General features: G+C 72.9%; 15 protein-coding genes and 2 tRNA genes. 11 read left to right on the top strand and 6 right to left on the bottom strand.

Annotated elements, in window-relative coordinates; translation table 11 throughout:
* Window positions 1-45: 45 nt before the first annotated feature.
* From ACN27B_RS04730 to ACN27B_RS04720, 3 genes are all read right to left on the bottom strand, one after another.
* Window positions 46-1392 carry an ABC1 kinase family protein gene (locus tag ACN27B_RS04730; RefSeq protein WP_091570788.1) on the bottom strand — a complete coding sequence of 449 codons (1347 nt, stop codon included), beginning with the start codon at window positions 1390-1392 and terminating at the stop codon, window positions 46-48.
* A 10-nt stretch (window positions 1393-1402) separates the two neighbouring features.
* On the bottom strand, window positions 1403-2515 hold the full coding sequence (locus ACN27B_RS04725) for a TOMM precursor leader peptide-binding protein (protein ID WP_157779175.1): 1113 nt from the start codon (window positions 2513-2515) through the stop codon (window positions 1403-1405).
* A gap of 181 nt (window positions 2516-2696) precedes the next feature.
* Entirely contained in the window at window positions 2697-2864 is a 168-nt protein-coding gene (locus ACN27B_RS04720) for a DUF5679 domain-containing protein (RefSeq protein WP_007464795.1), read from the bottom strand.
* Between the two features lie 475 nt (window positions 2865-3339).
* Here ACN27B_RS04720 and ACN27B_RS04715 point away from each other — a divergent pair, with 475 nt between their 5' ends.
* The gene (locus ACN27B_RS04715; protein ID WP_091570795.1) at window positions 3340-3861 is read left to right on the top strand and encodes a M48 family metallopeptidase; all 522 of its coding nucleotides are present in this window, start codon (window positions 3340-3342) and stop codon (window positions 3859-3861) included.
* Between the two features lie 133 nt (window positions 3862-3994).
* Window positions 3995-4612 carry a hypothetical protein gene (locus ACN27B_RS04710; protein ID WP_099163772.1) on the top strand — a complete coding sequence of 206 codons (618 nt, stop codon included), beginning with the start codon at window positions 3995-3997 and terminating at the stop codon, window positions 4610-4612.
* A gap of 215 nt (window positions 4613-4827) precedes the next feature.
* Here the strand turns inward: ACN27B_RS04710 and ACN27B_RS04705 are convergent, their stop codons facing one another.
* Entirely contained in the window at window positions 4828-6099 is a 1272-nt protein-coding gene (locus tag ACN27B_RS04705) for a zinc-dependent metalloprotease (RefSeq protein ID WP_091576975.1), read from the bottom strand.
* A gap of 115 nt (window positions 6100-6214) precedes the next feature.
* Between ACN27B_RS04705 and ACN27B_RS04700 the strand changes: the two genes are divergently transcribed.
* The 7 genes from ACN27B_RS04700 (at window position 6215) to ACN27B_RS04670 (ending at window position 12601) form a co-directional block, all read left to right on the top strand.
* Window positions 6215-7228, top strand: coding sequence for a YlbL family protein (locus ACN27B_RS04700; protein ID WP_172967925.1), 1014 nt, complete (start codon window positions 6215-6217; stop codon window positions 7226-7228).
* Between the two features lie 125 nt (window positions 7229-7353).
* Window positions 7354-10338, top strand: a complete 2985-nt coding sequence (locus ACN27B_RS04695; protein ID WP_422743651.1) for a UPF0182 family protein — start codon at window positions 7354-7356, stop codon at window positions 10336-10338.
* A 150-nt stretch (window positions 10339-10488) separates the two neighbouring features.
* The gene (locus ACN27B_RS04690; protein WP_099163774.1) at window positions 10489-10998 is read left to right on the top strand and encodes a SigE family RNA polymerase sigma factor; all 510 of its coding nucleotides are present in this window, start codon (window positions 10489-10491) and stop codon (window positions 10996-10998) included.
* Entirely contained in the window at window positions 10988-11923 is a 936-nt protein-coding gene (locus tag ACN27B_RS04685) for a hypothetical protein (protein ID WP_422743649.1), read from the top strand. The genes ACN27B_RS04690 and ACN27B_RS04685 overlap by 11 nt, the downstream gene beginning before the upstream one ends.
* Window positions 11924-11973: 50 nt before the next feature.
* Window positions 11974-12047: transfer RNA gene (locus ACN27B_RS04680), tRNA-Met, on the top strand.
* A gap of 125 nt (window positions 12048-12172) precedes the next feature.
* Window positions 12173-12246: transfer RNA gene (locus ACN27B_RS04675), tRNA-Met, on the top strand.
* Between the two features lie 106 nt (window positions 12247-12352).
* Window positions 12353-12601, top strand: coding sequence for a hypothetical protein (locus ACN27B_RS04670; protein ID WP_091570819.1), 249 nt, complete (start codon window positions 12353-12355; stop codon window positions 12599-12601).
* A 48-nt stretch (window positions 12602-12649) separates the two neighbouring features.
* On the opposite strand, the gene ACN27B_RS04665 is transcribed toward ACN27B_RS04670, so the two are convergent.
* A complete protein-coding gene (locus ACN27B_RS04665; RefSeq protein ID WP_099163776.1) occupies window positions 12650-13969 on the bottom strand; it encodes an ABC transporter substrate-binding protein in 1320 nt (439 codons plus the stop codon).
* 122 nt (window positions 13970-14091) lie between these two features.
* On the opposite strand from ACN27B_RS04665, the gene ACN27B_RS04660 reads away from it, so the two are divergent.
* Window positions 14092-14925, top strand: a complete 834-nt coding sequence (locus ACN27B_RS04660; protein WP_099163777.1) for a phosphoribosylaminoimidazolesuccinocarboxamide synthase — start codon at window positions 14092-14094, stop codon at window positions 14923-14925.
* Between the two features lies 1 nt (window position 14926).
* A complete protein-coding gene (locus tag ACN27B_RS04655) occupies window positions 14927-15664 on the top strand; it encodes a VOC family protein (protein ID WP_422743646.1) in 738 nt (245 codons plus the stop codon).
* 99 nt (window positions 15665-15763) lie between these two features.
* On the opposite strand, the gene glpK is transcribed toward ACN27B_RS04655, so the two are convergent.
* On the bottom strand, window positions 15764-17248 hold the full coding sequence (gene glpK / locus ACN27B_RS04650) for a glycerol kinase GlpK (RefSeq protein ID WP_422743644.1): 1485 nt from the start codon (window positions 17246-17248) through the stop codon (window positions 15764-15766).
* Window positions 17249-17303: the final 55 nt, after the last annotated feature.

Below are 17303 nucleotides of genomic sequence, written 5' to 3'. Positions count from 1 at the left end.
AAGGGGCGGTGACCGGATGGTCACCGCCCCTTCGGCGTACCCGCGTCAGGCCACCGGGGCGAAGCCGGGCAGCCAACGCTCCAGGATCGCCCGGTAGGACGCCTTCGCCTCCAACTGGCACAGCACCCCGATCGAGCCCAGCGTGACCCGGTGGATCATCAGGTACGACGGCGGCAGGTTGAGCTGCCGACTGAGCTGGTAGGCGGGGGAGCGGGGGCTGGCCAGCCGGGTCGCCTCACCGCGCAGCCAGGCGCGGGTGAAGCGGAACTCGTCGGCGGCGATCGGCTCCAGCATCGGACGGAGGAAGTCGAGCACGCCCTGGGCGTCGATCGGCTCGGTCCGGCTGACGAAGCCCTCGGCGCGCAGCCCGTCCACCACGCCGTCGGCGTCGCCGCGCAGCGCGAGCGCGGCGATCCGGCCGATCGGCTCGGGCGTGCCCTCCGGCATCCGGGCCACCGCGCCGAAGTCGATCACGCCGAGCCGGCCGTCCGGCAGCAGCCGGAAGTTGCCCGGGTGCGGGTCGGCGTGCAGCAGCCCGGCCCGCTCCGGCGCGGAGAGGTGCAGCTCGGCCATCAGCCGCCCGGCCTCGTCGCGCTGCTCCTCGGTGCCCTCCCGGATGATGTGGGACAGCGGGATGCCCTCGACCCACTCGGTGATCAGCACCCGGGGCGCGGCGTCGAGCACCTCCGGGATGTAGATGTCCGGGTCGTCCGCGTACGCGGCGGCGAAGGCGCGCTGCGACTCGGCCTCCAGCTCGTAGTCCAGCTCCTCGGTGATCCGCTCGCGCAGCTCGGCCAGGAGCGGCTTGACGTCCAGCCCCGGCTGGATCGCCCGGAACATCCCGCCCAGTCGGGAGAGCTGCTTGAGGTCGGCGAGCAGGGCCTCGCCGGCGCCCGGGTACTGGATCTTCACGGCCACGTCCCGGTGTCGGGGGCCGCCGTTCGGCCCGTACCCCGGGTCGCGCCAGACCGCGCGGTGCACCTGGCCGATGCTGGCCGCGGCGGCCGGGGTGTCGTCGAAGGAGACGAACCGGTCCCGCCAGTCCGGCCCGAGCTGCTCGGCGAGCACCTTGTGCACGGTCGCCACGGGCAGCGGCGGGGCGGCCTCCTGGAGCTTGGTGAGCGCCTGCCGGTAGGGGGCGGCGACCTCCTCGGGCAGTGCGGCCTCGAAGACCGACAGGGCCTGGCCGAACTTCATCGCCCCGCCCTTGAGCTGCCCGAGGACGCTGAACAACTGCTCGGCCGTGCGCTGCTGGATCTCGGCGGAGATGACGTCGGACGCGAGCCCGGTGACCCGCTTGCCCATGCCCAGGACGGTTCGACCGGCGAATCCGAGCGGCAGGGCGGCGAGTTTGGCGGTGCGGGACACGGCCCGGCGCGGGATGTCGGTCACCCGGCCATTGTTACCGACGCGAGGGGCTCGCTGCTGCCGTGCGGCCGGGAGCGGACGCGGCCGACCGGATCGGGCGACGCCCGGAGCAGCCGCAGGAGGGGTGCGGCGACCAGCGGCGGTGCCGGAGGCGGCCGGCGGCCCGGACCTCCACCGCGCCGCCGAGCGTCTCCGGTGTGCCCCCGTCGAGCTGGGCCAGCGCCTCGGCCGCCGCCACGGCCACCGCGGCGAGCCGGGTGGTCGCCGCGCAGGCCCGCTCGTCCCGGTCGGCCGCGAGCTGGGCGGCGAGCGCCGGCCAGTCCGGGTCGCGGTCGGCGCGGTGCAGGTCGAGGCAGCGCAGGCAGGGGCCGGCGGGTGGCCGGACCAGGGGCCCGACGACGGGTACGCCGCCGCGCAGGTCGAGCAGGAGGTGGGGTTGGCGACGGCGGGCGTACCCGGTGGCGAGCGCGTCGGCCGGCCGGTCGACTCCGAGCTGTACCACCAGGTCGGGTCGGGTCGAGCGCAGCGGGTGGCAGCTCGTGCCCGGCGCGCAGCGCCCCAGCGCCGCGCGCAGCGCCGGGGCCAGCGGCCGACCCAGCTCCGCGGCGGTCAGGCCGGTCCCGACCAGGTCGCCGGCGCGTACCGGGCCGGTCAGATCGGGTACGACGTGCCCGATCCCGGCCTGGGCCAGCGCGACGGCGACTGCCGCGCCGAGCCGGCCGGCGCCGGTGACCAGCACCCGGGCGGCGCGACGGCGGCGCAGCAGCGCGGCCGGTGTGCCGGGCAGGTCGGGTGTGGCCAGGGCGAGGGCGTCGGCCTCCGTGCCGAGCCGGGCCCGGACCGGCCCGGAGAGGCCCCGGGGGACCAGGCTCTGCGCCGGTACGACGAGCCCGGCGGCCCGCAGCGCGTCGAGCAGGGCGCGCGCCTCGCCGGCCGGCACCCGGGCGGCGGTGGCCGCGACCAGCACCGCCCGCTCGCTGCGGGAGCCGTCGAGCAGGTCGAGCAGGTGCACGGTGGCCGGGGTGGTCACCTCCAGCAGCACCGCCGGGCCGGGCTCCACGCCGAGCTGGAGCGTGTGCCGGTCCCGCCAGAGGCGGGTCAGACCGGGCAGCAGGGTCGGGCGGGTGATCGGATTCGGTTCGGTCACGCCACGAACAGTGACCGCATCCACGCGCTCCGTCGTTCGTTGTCCACAGGTGCGGCGCGCCGTGGCCAGCGTTGTCCACAAGACATCGCCGGTTTTCCACAACTGGCCGGTAACCGTGTCGGATAGGCGACGGGGGAGGGGCGGCCCGACGGCCGCCCCTCCCCCGTGCGACCCGGACGGGTCAGACCTTGGCCTTGCCCAGGATGCGGTTCACTGTTGTGCCGCACACCGGGCACTTGCCCTTGGCCATGTTCATGCCGGTCTTCGAGACCTCCACGTGCCCCTCGAAGTCCCGCTTCTCCTTGCACTTCACGCAGTAACCGTTGTAGGTCTGGGCCTGGTCGGCCACGGTAGCCTCCTCGTCTCGTCCGCCGGAGGTGCCCGGCGGGTCTCCCTGCGGCGGGGCCACCTGTGGCTCCGGCGCCGGGGGTTCTCCGCGGTCAGTCACCTGACCGCTGGTTGGCGGACCCTACCCAGGTCTGGGCAGTTCCATGTCAGCTGCACGCCGACTCTGTGAGCAAGTCGACGGCAAGAGTGTGCACGCCGGGTAACGTCTGATAAGTCAGTTTCGCGGGGACACGCCGGTTAAATACGCTCAGATCCCCTTCGCGTGGCCCCACCGCCGACGACCCGTGGTAGATCACCTAACGTGGTGGACGGCCGCCAGGTGATGGTCAACTTCCCCCGCAAAGAATTTTTTCAGGACTCCTGACAATCAACCGCCATTTTCCGGGCGCGTGTCGTCGTGTTGACTCTTGCGGAGTCCTGGTCAGTACGCATTAGCTTTCCCTCGTGACAGTCAACCGAGGCTGCGCGGGTCGGTAATGGCCGGGACGCGGAAGCCCGTCGTCGAGGTGCGGCGCAGCCAGCGTCGGCGGCGCACGGTGTCCGCGTACCGGGACGGGGAGCGCGTCGTCGTGCTCATCCCGGACCAGTTCTCCCGGGCCGAGGAGAGCGAGTGGGTCGACCGGATGCTGGCCCGGCTCGCCGCCCGCGAGGGTCGGCTGGCCCGCTCCGACGCCGAGCTGCTCGCCCGCGCCACCCGCCTGATCGGGCTCTACCTGCCGGAGCATATGTCGGCCGCCGCGCCGGCGAGCGTGCGGTGGGTGACCAACCAGAACGGCCGTTGGGGCTCCTGCACCCCCGCCGACCGCACCATCCGGATCTCCCACCGCATCCAGGACATGCCCGACTGGGTGATCGACTACGTGCTCCTGCACGAGTTGGCGCACCTGATCGTGCCGAGCCACAACGCCGAGTTCTGGTCGCTGGTCGCCCGCTATCCGCGCTCCGAGCGCGCCCGCGGCTACCTGGAGGGCGTAGCCGCCACCGCCGCCGTCCCCTGATCCGCCCCCACCGCCTTTCGTGGTCGATCATGAAGGTGGCGGCACCAGTCGGTCCGATTTGTCGCGGCCAACTTCATGATCGACGCTGCTGGTGGGGGCGGGGTGGGGTGGGGGTGGGCGCTAGGGTCGGCGGATGGTGCGACGTGTGGTGGTGGCGTTGCTCGGCCCGGTGAGCTGGTCGCCGCCGGGGATCGAGCCGGCGCGGTGGCGGACCGCCCTGGCCGAGGACGTGGTCGACCTGCTGGCCACGCTCAACGAGGTGGAGACCGCGGTGGCGGTGACCCCGGCGGACCGCTGGCTCGCCGACGCCGTGGTGTGGCCCGGCACCCCGGTGTACGAGGTGCCCGAACCGACGCCGAACGCGGTGTTCGCGGCCCTCACCGGCGACGACCGGCCGGCCTTCGACCAGGTGGCCGTGGTGGCCGCCGACGCTCCGGACGTGCCCGGCCTGACGCTGGGCAAGCTGCTGCGGCCGCTCTCCTCCCGGCCGGTGGCGGTGGCCCCGGTGGACGGGGGTGGACCGGGGCTGCTGGGGGTGGCGGCGCGGCTGCCCGTACCGGCGTGGTTGCCGACGGTGCACCTCGACACGACCGCCCCGGCCGAGGTGCGGCGGGCGGCCCCGAGTCCGGGGGAGGTAGCGGTCGGTGCCGGATGGCGCCGGCTGCGCGGACCCGCCGACCTGGCCACGCTCGACCCGGCCGTCGAGGGCTGGGAGGCCACCCGCGCCCTGCTGTCCGCCCGCCCCGCCTGACCCACCGCCTGCGCCGTCCCACCCGTCGAACACGTCGATCTTGGACTTGTGGCACCTAACGAAAGGCGCTAACCGGGCATCTTGGGCGCCACAACTCCAAGATCGATGGGCCGGGCCGGGCCGGGGCCGGGGTCGGGGCGGGCTGGGCCGGGCGGCGGGGTGGGGACGCGGACGGGGCCCGCACGGTGATCCGTGCGGGCCCCGTCGCGTACGTGTCAGTGCTTGTCGTCGTCCTCGCCGGGGGGCTTCTCCTCCGGCGCGCCCGGCGCGGTGAAGTCGAAGTTTGCCAGCTCGTCGTCGAGATCGGTGCTCGTCCTGGCGAACGCCTCCGGGGCGGCGAAGTCGTCGTCCGAGGGGAGCAGGTCGGGGTGGCCCCAGACCGCGTCCCGGCCGGCGATGCCGCGGTGCTCGGTCAGCGCCGCCCAGAGCACCGTCGCCTCGCGCAGCCGGCGCGGCCGCAGTTCAAGGCCGACCAGCGCGGCGAACGTCTGCTCGGCCGGACCACCGGCGGCGCGGCGGCGGCGGAACGCCTCGCCGAGGCGTACGACGTTGGGGAGGCGGTCACCGGCGGCGCTGTCCACGACGTGGCACACCCAACCCTCGACCAGGGCGAGCACGGTCTCCAGCCGGGCCAGCGACGCCTTCTGCGCCGGGGTGTCCTCCGGGGTGAAGATGCCCTCCAGCGCGATCGCCTGCATCGACTCCGGGTCGGTCGGGTCGACCCGGCCCATCGCCTCCTCGATCGCCTCCCGGTTGACCCGGATGCCGGCGGCGTAGTTCTCCACCGCCGTCAGCACGTGCCCGCGCAGCCACGGCACGTGCTGGAAGAGGCGCTGGTGGGCGGCCTCGCGCAGGGCCACGTAGAGGCGTACCTCGTCCTCGGGCAGCTCCAGGCCCTCGCCGTACGCCTTGATGTTGGCCGGGACGAGCGCGGCGGTGCCGGCGGGGCCCAGCGGCAGGCCGATGTCACCGGCGGAGAGCACCTCGGCGGCGAGCGAGCCGAGCGCCTGGCCGAGCTGACCGCCGAAGAGGGCGCCGCCGAGCGTGGCGACCATCGACTGCATCGGGCCGAGCTGCGCGCGCGCCTCCGGCGGCACCAGGTCACCCATCGCGCCCACCATCCGGCTGGCCACCGGGTCGCAGAGCTTGCGCCACACGTCGAGCGTCTTGAAGATCCACTCGTTGCGGTTCCAGGCGACCGAGGTGCGGATGCCGGAGGGCCACGAGGTCGCCGGTTCCAGCCAGAGGTCGGCGATGCGCAGCGCCTCCTCCACCGCGTTGCGCTCGAACGGCGAGACCGCCGGGTCCCCGGCGGCGGCGAGCTGACTCGCGGCCACCTGCCGGGCCAGGTCCCAGTTGACCGGCCCGCTGCCCGGCGCGGACAGCAGGTGCTGCAACTGCGACATGAACTGCTGCATCTGCGCGGGATCGTTGGGGTCTGGTGGTTGACCACCCGGGAGCGCGAAACCGAACGGAATATCAGGCACGACGTCTACGGTACGCGGGCCGCGCCGCAGGTCGTGCCCGTCGGCGTTGCGCTGAGGGCGAAGTCCACCGGTCACCGCGCCGGACGGCGCGGGACGGATCGGTACGCTCTGGCGCATGAGACGTCGCGGCGTGACCGTCCTGCTCGGTGCCCTGCTCACCGCCCTGCTCAGCGTCGGCGTGCTGAGCGTCCCCCTGCCGTACGTGGTGCTCGGCCCCGGTCCGACGGTCAACACGCTCGGCAGTGAGAACGGCAAGGAGATCATCCAGGTCAGCGGCCGCGCGACGTCGACCTCCGCCGGTCAGCTCCGGCTCACCACGGTCGGCGTGCAGCCCACCGTGCGGCTCCGGTCGGCGCTGGCCGGCTGGTTCTCCTCCGACGAGGCGGTGGTGCCGCGCGAGCTGGTCTACCCGCCGGGCGAGTCGCAGGAGGAGGTCGAGAAGCGCAACGCGGAGGACTTCCAGAACTCGCAGACCAGCGCCGAGACGGCGGCCCTGCGGGAGCTGGGCTACCCGATCAAGGTGCTGGTCAAGGCGGTCACCCCGGGCGGGCCGTCGGTCGACGTGCTCCGGCCGGACGACGTGCTGACCTCGGTCGACGGCGCGCCGGTGACCAGCGCGGCCAAGCTCACCGAGCTGATCCGGGCCAAGCCGGCCGGCACCGCGCTGACGATCGGCTACACCCGGGACGGCGCCCCGGGGACGGCCAGGGTGACCAGTCGCGAGCAGGACGGCCGTCCGCGCATCGGGGTGGAGATCGACCAGCAGCAGCCGCACCCGTTCACCCTCAAGATCGACCTCGGGGACATCGGCGGCCCGAGCGCCGGGCTGATGTTCACCCTGGGCATCATCGACAAGCTGGAGCCGGCCGACCTGACCGGCGGCCAGGTCATCGCGGGCACCGGCACCATCGACGACGAGGGCCGGGTCGGCCCGATCGGTGGCATCGCCCAGAAGCTGGTCGGCGCCAAGGATGCCGGCGCGAAGGTCTTCCTGGTGCCCGCCGACAACTGCGCCGAGGCGGTCCGCAACCCGCAGCCCGACCTGCCGCTGCTGAAGGTGGCGACGGTGGACGACGCGCTGACGGCACTGGAGAAACTGCGCGCCGGAGGTCAGCCGACCCGCTGCTGAACCGGGCCGCCGACGGCCCCGGGCGATCGTGACGTGACCTTGACCCGACGTGTACAGGAACACCCCGTACTCTGGGGTGCCTGGTCGGAGCCGATCACATCGAGCGTGCGGAGCCAACAGTGGTCATGCGTAGCAGTCCCCTGCCGAGGATGAGCCGGCGCGGACGCGTCACCATCGGGGTCCTGGTCGGGGTGTTCGTGCTGTTCACCCTGCTCGGTTGGGGGGTCAACGCCTGGACCGACTGGCTGTGGTTCGACGAGGTCCGCTACACCCAGGTCTTCACCGGCGTGCTCGCCACCCGGCTGCTGCTGTTCCTGGTGGTCGGCGTCGGCATGGCGCTGATCGTCGCCGGCAACCTCTGGCTGGCCTACCGGCTGCGGCCCCGGATGCGCCCGCACTCGGCCGAGCAGGCCACGCTGGAGCGCTACCGGATGCTGCTGAGCCCTCGGCTGGGCACCTGGATCGCGCTGGCCTCCGCCGTGATCGGGCTCTTCGCCGGGCTCTCCGCGCAGAGCCGGTGGACCCAGTGGCTGCTGTTCCGCAACGGTGGCGACTTCGGCGTGAAGGACCCGGAGTTCGGCGTCGACGTCGGCTTCTACGTCTTCCAGCTCCCGTTCTGGCGCTACCTGCTCGGTGTCGGCTTCACCGCGGTGGTGCTGGCCCTGCTCGGCGCGCTGGCCGTGCACTACGTGTTCGGCGGGGTGCGGCTGCAGGGTGTCGGCGACCGGATGACCAACGCCGCCCGCGCCCACCTCAGCTCGCTGGTCGCCGTCTTCGTCCTGCTCAAGGCCGTCGCGTACGTGCTGGACCGGCGCGCCATGCTGCTGGAGTACAACGAGGGCGCGAAGCTCTACGGCGCCGGCTACGCCGACGTGAACGCGTTGCTGCCGGCGAAGGAGATCCTCGCCTGGATCTCCGTCCTGGTGGCCGTCGCGATCATCGTGTTCTCCAACGCGGTGATGCGGAACCTGGTCTGGCCGGGCATCTCGCTGGCCTTGCTCGGGGTCTCCGCGGTGGCGATCGGCGGCATCTACCCGTGGGCGGTGCAGACGTTCGAGGTGAAGCCGAGCGCCCGCGACAAGGAGGCGCCGTACATCGAACGCAGCATCGAGGCGACCCGGGCCGCGTTCGGTCTCGAGGTCACGAAGACGACGCCGTACGCGGCGAGCAACCTCGTGCCACCCGCCAGCCTGGCCACCGACACCTCGGTCGTCCCGAACGTCCGGCTGCTCGACCCGCAACTGGTCTCCGAGACCTACACCCAGCTCCAGCAGGTCCGCGGCTTCTACGACTTCGGCTCGAAGCTGGACATCGACCGCTACGCGGTCAAGGACAAGACGTCCGACTACGTGGTCGGCGTCCGTGAGATCAACTACGGCGAGCTGACCGACCAGCAGAACAACTGGATCAACCGGCACACCGTCTACACCCACGGGTACGGCCTGGTGGCCGCCCCGGCGAACCAGGTGGTCTGCGGCGGCCAGCCGTACTTCGTCTCCGGCTTCCTCGGCGAGAAGGCGCAGGAGGCGTGTTCCTCGCCGACCGAGGAGATCACGGCCCAGCAGCCGCGGATCTACTACGGCGAGCGGATGGAGGCCGACGACTACGCGATCGTCGGGCAGACCGGTGACCGCAACGTCGAGTTCGACCGGCCCACCTCCACCGGTGGCGAGCAGTACTACACCTACACCGGCGAGGGTGGCGTCAAGGTCGGCTCGTTCCCCCGGCGGCTGCTCTACGCGATCAAGGAGCAGGAGACCAACTTCCTGCTGTCCGAGGCGGTCAACGAGAACTCGAAGCTGCTCTACGTGCGCAACCCGCGCGACCGGGTGGAGAAGGTCGCGCCGTTCCTCACCCTCGACGGCGACCCGTACCCGGCCTCGGTGAACGGCCGCGTCCTGTGGATCATCGACGGCTACACCACGGCGGCGACCTACCCGTACGCCGAGCGGGTCAACCTCCAGGCGGAGACCGCCGACGAGCTGACCGGCCGGGGCACGTTCCAGCTCGCCCGGGAGAACGTCAACTACATCCGCAACTCGGTGAAGGCGACGGTCGACGCGTACGACGGCACGGTCAAGCTCTACTCGTACGACGACACCGACCCGGTGCTGAAGGCGTGGAACAAGGCGTTCGGCGGTGACCTCGTGCTGCCCAAGGGCGACATCCCGCCGGAGCTGGCCGAGCACTTCCGCTACCCGGCCGACCTGTTCAAGGTGCAGCGCAACCTGCTCACCAAGTTCCACGTCACCGACCCCGGCGACTTCTACTCCGGCCAGGACTTCTGGCAGGTGCCGAACGTGCCGGACGCGCCGGACAGCGGGCAGAAGCAGCCGCCCTACTACCTGTTCACCCAGTTCCCCGGGCAGGACGGGCCCCGCTTCCAGTTGACCTCCGCGGTCACGCCGAACGGGCGGCAGAACCTCGCCGCGCTGGTGTCCGGCTCGTACGTCGACGGCAAGCCCCAGCTGGAGGTGCTGGAGTTGCCGGACCAGACCCGGGTCTCCGGGCCGACCCAGGTGCATCAGCAGATGACCAACAACGGCGACATCCGGCAGCAGCTCAACCTGCTCTCCTCCAACCAGGCCCAGGTGCAGTACGGCAACCTGCTGTCGCTGCCGTTCGCCGACGGGATGCTCTACGTCGAGCCGGTCTATGTGAAGAGCAGCAGCCAGGACGCGTACCCGCTGTTGCAGAAGGTGCTGCTCTCCTACGGCGACGGCGGCTCGTACGTGGTGCTCGCCAACAACCTCAGCGACGGCATCAAACAGCTCGTCGAGCAGGGCAAACGCGCCCAGAACGGCACCCCGCCGCCGCCGAGCGACGACGAGAACACGCCGCCGCCGCCCGGGGGCACGAACACCCCGCCGCCGCTCACCGGTGAGCTGGCCCAGGCCGCCAGCCAGGTGCAGGCCGCGATCGCCGAGGTCAAGGCCGCGCAGACGTCCGGCGACTTCGAGCGGTACGGGCGGGCGCTCAAGGCGCTCGACGAGGCGATGGCCGCCTTCCAGCAGGCCCAGGCGGCGGCCAACGGGCCGGCCGGCCCGGCGCCCTCGGGCAGCGCCTCGCCGTCGGCGCCGGCCTCACCCGCCCCCTCGCCCAGCGGCTGACGCCGAGCGACACCACGAGCCCGTGCTCCGGGACCCGCAGCGGTCACCGGAGCACGGGCTCGTGTCGTGTACCGGACTTCCCGGCCGCAACCCGGCACCCCGCTCCACCGTCAACAGAGCAGGTGGACGTGAGGGGAGGCGGGAGGGCAGATGCGTGACGCGAACAGCTTCGACGACTTCTACCGCAGCACGTCGGGGCGGGCGCTCCGGTACGGCCACGCGGTGGCCGACGACCCCGCCGAGGCCCAGGACCTGGTGCAGGAGGCGTACGCCCGGGCCTGGCGGCAGTGGGCGAAGCTCGCCGGCCATCCCGCGCCGGAGGCCTGGCTGCGGCTGGTGATCAGCCGGCTCGCCACCGACCGGTTCCGACGGCTGCGCGGTTGGCGACTGGCGGTCAGCCGCACCGGTCCGCCCGACGACGTCGGACCACCGGGCGAGGACACCGTCCTGCTGGTGGCGGCGCTACGGCGGCTGCCCGCCCGGCACCGGCAGGCGCTCGCCCTGCACTACCTGTTCGACCTGCCGGTGGAGGAGATCGCCCGGGAGGCGGGCGTCCCCGCCGGCACCGTGAAGTCCTGGCTGTCCCGCGGACGGGCCCGGCTGGCCGAGCTGCTGCCCGGTGTCGCCGCCGAGGAGCTGGAGGTCAACGATGTCGCGTGAACTGCACCGCTACTACCGGGCCCTGGCCGACGACACCGACGAGCGGGTGCTGCCGTCGCCGGACCGGCTGCGTCACGGCGCGGACCGCCGGGCCCGGCACCGGGCCGCGCTCGCGTCGCTGGCGGTCGCCGGTCTGGTCGCCGCCACGGTGGCCGGCAGCCAGTTGGTGCTGGCCGCCGGGCCGGAACCGGTCGCGCCGCCGCCCGCGGGTACGCCGGTGCCCACCCCACCGCCCACCACCGCCGGGCCGGCCGAGGCGCCCTCGCCCGCCCCGCCGACCCCTACCGGCGCCCGTACCTCCGGGGGGCGGAGCCCGGCCCCGCCGTCGAGCGCCGGACGTCCGACGGCGGGCGCCCCGACCGCCATCCCGGACCGGGCGTTCTTCGCCCTGCCCGCCGCCAACGACGCCGGTACGGGCAACCAGTTCGGCCCGGGAGCGGTGCTGCCGGTGCTCTGCGGATCGAGCCCCGGCACCGAGTGGGTCGTCGCGTCGCGGGCCCGGACGTTGCCGTACCGCCGGGCCGGCGCGCCGGCCGACGCGGTGCCCTCCGGCAGCTACCGGCACAGCATCACGATCTACCGGGCCGGGCGCGCCGACGAGGCGCTGGCCGAGCTGCGGGTGGCCGTCCGGGCCTGCCCCGCCCAGCCGGACCCCGACGCGCCCTCGACGACCGTGCGCCAGCGCCTGCTGCCCGACTCCGGGTACGGCGACGAGTCGGTGCTGTTCGAGACGCGCAGGCCCTACCTGGACGCCAACGGCGAGCCGAGTGGCGGCGACGAGGTGCACCTGGTGCGCGCGGTGCGTTCCGGTGACGTGGTGACGGTGCTGTGGGAACAGGGCTGGGAGAGCACCTCGACCGAGCGCGCCCAGTTCGACGCGGACAGCCGGCGGGCGGTCGACGCGGTCCGGCGGTGGCTGGACTGACGACCCGTTTTGCGTCTCCCCGGGGCGGTGCGCTACGGTTGTCGAGCCGACGCGGGGTGGAGCAGCTCGGTAGCTCGCTGGGCTCATAACCCAGAGGTCGCAGGTTCAAATCCTGTCCCCGCTACTCGTGACGAAGGGCCCCGGAATCCGTTCCGGGGCCCTTCGCCGTTCCCCCCGTCGGGCCTCTTCGGCGGGATCGGGGACCCGGCTGATCTCCACGATTCCAGTGCGATAAGCTGTACGAGCCGACGCGGGGTGGAGCAGCTCGGTAGCTCGCTGGGCTCATAACCCAGAGGTCGCAGGTTCAAATCCTGTCCCCGCTACTCGTGACGAAGGGCCCGGGAGTTCGCTCCGGGGCCCTTCGCCGTTTCCGGATTCCTCCGCCGCGTCCGGCGTGCCCCGGTTGCGCACCTCGGCGAGGATGGGGGCATGGCTGGATGGAACAGATGGTGGGGCCGCCTCGGTGCGGTCCTCGGAACGGTCGCGCTCTCGGTCTTCGTACCGGTCGCGGCCTGGGCGTCGACCGGCACCGGTGAACTCGTGGTGGAGGCCGCACGACGGCGGTCCCGGGGCGGCTTCGGCTTCCTCGGCCTGCTCTGCTGCCTCGTGGTGGTCGGCGGGATCGTGCTGCTGGTGGTGCTGTTGACGCGGAACCGGCGGAACCGCCCGCCGCGCTGACGACCACCCGGGGCTCCGCCCGCCGCGCCCACGCGCGGCGGGCGGCGGTCACTCGGCCAGGGCGGCGTTCGCCCGGGCCATGAACCGGGAGGTCGCGGAGCGGGCGCCGGCCCGCTTGCCCCGGATGCTCTCGGCCGCCTCGATGAGCAACGTCCGCACCTTGGCGTGCCCCTTCGGCGGCGGCGCGGGCGCCGGGCCGGCCAGCTCGTCCAGCTCCGCGCCCAGGCTCGTCACCCGCTTCTCGGCCCGGTCGGTCACGCCCGCGGCCACGTACGTGCGGACCTGGGTGCTGGGGTTCACGCCACGCTCCACGCCGAGGATCCGGCCGGCCGCCACGTTGCTGGTGAGGAAGTTGAGCACGTCCACCACCACACCCGGGTGCCGGGTGCCGCGGAAGCCGGCCCAGTACATCGACGCCCGGGGCCACTGTGCGGCCGGCGTGCCGGGGAAGGCGACCGCGCCCAGCTCGTCCTCGGTGAGGCGTTGCAGCTCCGGCAGCTGGTGGGACCAGGCGAAGGAAGCCGCGGTGTGGCCGGTGACCACGAGCTGGCGGTTCAGTTCGCCGGTGTCCGCCTGCTCCACGAGCGCGGCGCTCGGGGTGGCCCGGTCGAAGCGGGCGACCTCCCAGAACTCGAACCACGAGAGCAGCTCCGCCGAGCTGAAGCCGAGCTGCCGCCCCTGGTACAGCTCGCTGCCCTGGCCGCGCAGCCAGAGCCAGAGCGCCCGGTAGTCGCCGGAGGCGTCCATGGAGCCGGCCACCCGGTTACCGGACGCCCGGGTGACCTGGGCGGCCCAGCGGGCGTACTCCTTCCAGGACATGCCGGTGCGCGGCTCGGGCTGGTCCAGCGAGCGCAGCAGGTCGCGGTTGTAGACCAGCGCCGCGTTGGTCTGGGCGGCGGGCACCGCCACGGTCCGCTCGTCCACCCGGCCGTAGCGGGCCAACTGCTCCGGCAGGTCGCGCAGGTCGAGCCGGCCGTCGTCGGCGTACGCGGTGAGGTCGAGCAGGATGTCGCGGCGGGTGTACTCGGTGAGCAGCGTGTCGTCGATCTGGAACAGGTCCGGCACGTTGCCGCCGGTGCCCTGGGTGGCGAGCCGGTCGTAGTAGCCGGCCAGCCCCTGCCAGGTGATCCGGAAGCTGACCCGGGGGTTCTGCTGGGTGTAGAGGCGCAGCGCCTGCTCGGTGGCCTGGGCCCGGCGGCTGCCGCCCCACCAGAACACCGACAGCTCGATCGGGCCGTCCTCGGCGGCCGCCTCCTCCTCCGGGGCGCAGCCGGCCAGTCCGCCGGCGAGCAGCGGCAGCCCGGTGAGCGCGCCGAGGAACCGTCGCCGGTCGAGGCCGGGACGGGGGACGGACCGTTCAGCGCGCACGGTTCTCTCCGAAACTGGGGTGGACGGATCATTCCACCGGCCCCGGCCCGGGGTGTCAACGCCGGACGGGACGGCCGGTGGGCGCGCCGGGCGGGCGGTCGCGCCCATGGTGTACTAGCGCCGTGGAACTTCTGCACTCGGGCAAGGTCCGGGACGTCTACGCCGACGGCGCGGACCTGATCCTGGTCGCCTCCGACCGCATCTCCATCTACGACGTGGCGCTGCCGACCCCCGTCCCGGACAAGGGCAGACTGCTCACCGCGCTCTCGCTGTGGTGGTTCGAGCAGTTGTCGGACCTGGTGCCGAACCACGTCATCTCCGCCACCGACGTGCCGGCGGAGTTCGCCGGCCGGGCGATCCGGTGCCGCCGGCTGGAGATGGTGCCGGTCGAGTGCGTGGCCCGGGGCTTCCTGACCGGCGGTGGCTTCGCCGAGTACCAGCGCACCGGCTCGGTCTCCGGCGTGCCGCTGCCCCGGGGCCTGGTGGAGGCGTCGATCCTGCCCGAGCCGATCTTCACCCCGTCGACCAAGGCGCCCAAGGGTGAGCACGACGAGCCGATCACCTACGACCAGGTGGTCGACAAGGTGGGGCCGGAGACCGCCGAGCGGCTGCGGCAGATCACCCTGGACGTCTACCGGCGCGGTGCGGAGATCGCCGCGGACCGGGGCATCCTGATCGCCGACACCAAGCTGGAGTTGGGCTGGGCGCCGGACGGCACGCTGATGCTCGCCGACGAGCTGCTCACCTCCGACTCGTCCCGATTCTGGCCGGCCGAGTCCTACCAGCCGGGCCGGGCCCAGTTCTCCTTCGACAAGCAGTACGTGCGGGACTGGGCCACCGGCAGCGGCTGGGACAAGCAGCCGCCGGCGCCGGAGGTGCCGGCGGAGGTCGTCGAGGCGACCCGGGCACGCTACGTCGAGGTGTACGAGAAGCTCACCGGAAACCGTTGGGACTGACATGACGACGCGGCTTGTCCAGATCAACCTGAAGGCCCGCGACGAGGTCGCGCTGGGCGCGTTCTGGGCGAAGGCTCTCGGCTGGGAGACCTCCAGCGAGGCGCCCGGAGTGATCAACCTCGAACCGCCGGGCGTCCCGTATCCCGATCCCTCCGCCCTCTTCATCGACCTCGTGGTCTCCGCGGAACCCAAGACGGCGAAGAACCGGGTGCACGTCGACCTGGCCACCACCTCGCCGGACCACCAGGCGAAGCTGGTCGCGCGGCTGACGGGCCTCGGCGCGACAGCCGTCGACATCGGCCAGGGCGACGTCCCGTGGACGGTCATGGCCGACCCGGAGGGCAACGAGTTCTGCGTGCTGGAGCCCCGCGAGGTCTACCGGGACACCGGGCCGATCGCCGCGGTGGTGGTCGACTGCGCGGACCCACGGGAGATGGCGCGGTTCTGGGGCGAGGCGACGGACTGGACCCGGCACGAGGTCACCGACCGGCACGCGTCACTGCGTTCCGCCGCCGGCGTCGGCCCCTACCTGGAGTTCGTCCGCAGCACCGACGCGAAGCCCGGGTGGAACCGCGTCCACCTCGACGTCCGCCCCTATGCGGGGGACGACCTGGCGGCCGAGGTGGCCCGGTTGGGCACGCTCGGCGCCACCGCCATCGACCTGGGCGACCCCGAGATCCACTGGCGGGTCATGGCCGACCCCGAGGGCAACGAGTTCTGCGTCCTCACCCCGCGCTGACCGCCCCCCACCCTCGCGATCTTGCACTTTCGGCCGCCGATTCGCCCGGGAATGTCCCTTGCGTCGGGGCAGTAAGTGCAAGATCGCGGAAAACCGGGGTCAGTCTTCCCAGTTCAGGGTGCGTTGGACGGCCTTGTGCCACTGGTGCAGCTCGTGGTCGCGGTGCGTCGGGTCCATGGCCGGTTCCCACTGGGCGTCGGAGCGCCACTTGTCCCGCAGCGTGGGCAGGTCGGGCCAGAAGCCGACCGCCAGGCCGGCGGCGTACGCGGCGCCGAGGCAGGTGGTCTCGGTGATCCGGGACCGCACCACCGGCACGTCGAGCACGTCGGCGAGGAACTGCATGAGCAGCGCGTTGCCGGTCATCCCGCCGTCCACCCGCAGCCGGCGCAGCGCCACGTCGGAGTCGGCGTTCATCGCGTCGACCACCTCGCGGGTCTGGAAGGCGGACGCCTCCAGCACCGCGCGGGCCAGGTGCCCCTTGGTGATGTAGCCGGTCAGGCCGGCGATCACGCCCCGGGCGTCGCTGCGCCAGTGCGGGGCGAACAGGCCGGAGAAGGCCGGCACCACATAGCAGCCGCCGTTGTCGTCGACGGTGCGGGCCAGCTCCTCGACCTGCGGGGCGGTGGAGATCAGGCCGAGGTTGTCGCGCAGCCACTGCACCAGCGAGCCGGTGACCGCGATCGCGCCCTCCAGCGCGTACACGGCCGGCTGGCCCTCGATCCGGTAGGCCACGGTGGTGAGCAGGCCGTGTCGCGACGGCACCGGGCTGGCGCCGGTGTTGAGCAGCAGGAAACTGCCGGTGCCGTAGGTGCACTTGGCCTCGCCGGGCTGGAAGCAGGTCTGTCCGAACAGCGCGGCCTGCTGGTCGCCGAGCGCGCTGGCCACCGGCACCCCGGCGAGGACTCCGTCGGCGGTGCCGTAGACCTCGGCCGAGCAGCGGATCTCGGGCAGCATCGCGGCCGGGATGCGCAGCGCGTCGAGCAGCTCCGGGGCCCAGTCGAGGGTCTCCAGGTCCATCAGCAGGGTGCGGCTGGCGTTGGTGACGTCGGTGACGTGCCGCCCGGTCAGCTTCCAGATGATCCAGCTGTCCATCGTGCCGAACAGCACCTCGCCCCGCTCGGCCCGCTCGCGCAGCCCGTCGACGTGGTCCAGCAGCCACCGCAGCTTCGGGCCGGCGAAGTAGGTCGCCAGGGTCAGCCCGGTGCGGACGCGCAGTCGCTCCTCGTCGTACGCCTCGGCCAGCTCGCGCAGCAGCGGGCCGGTGCGGGTGTCCTGCCAGACGATCGCGTTGGCCACCGGCCGACCGGTGGCCCGGTCCCAGACCACTGTGGTCTCGCGCTGGTTGGTGGTGCCCACCGCGGCCAGCTGCTCCGGACCGATGTCGGCGCTCGCCAGCGCCTCACGCACCACGTGCTCGACGCATGCCCAGATCTCGTCCGCGTCGTGCTCCACCCAGCCGGGCCGCGGGAAGATCTGCCGGTGTTCGCGTTGGGCCACCGCGACGATCTCGCCGTCGGCGTCGAAGACGATGCACCGCGAGGAGGTGGTGCCCTGGTCGATGGCGGCGACGAACTCTCCGGTCACCGCAGCACCGTACCCGCCGAGAGTGTCCACCGTCTCCCCTCGATCGACCCGTACG

Source organism: Micromonospora sp. WMMD754 (assembly GCF_049315235.1).
Lineage (GTDB): Bacteria > Actinomycetota > Actinomycetes > Mycobacteriales > Micromonosporaceae > Micromonospora > Micromonospora sediminicola.
Note: the sequence above shows the minus strand (reverse complement) of the source record. Positions and strands in the feature narration are given on the sequence as shown.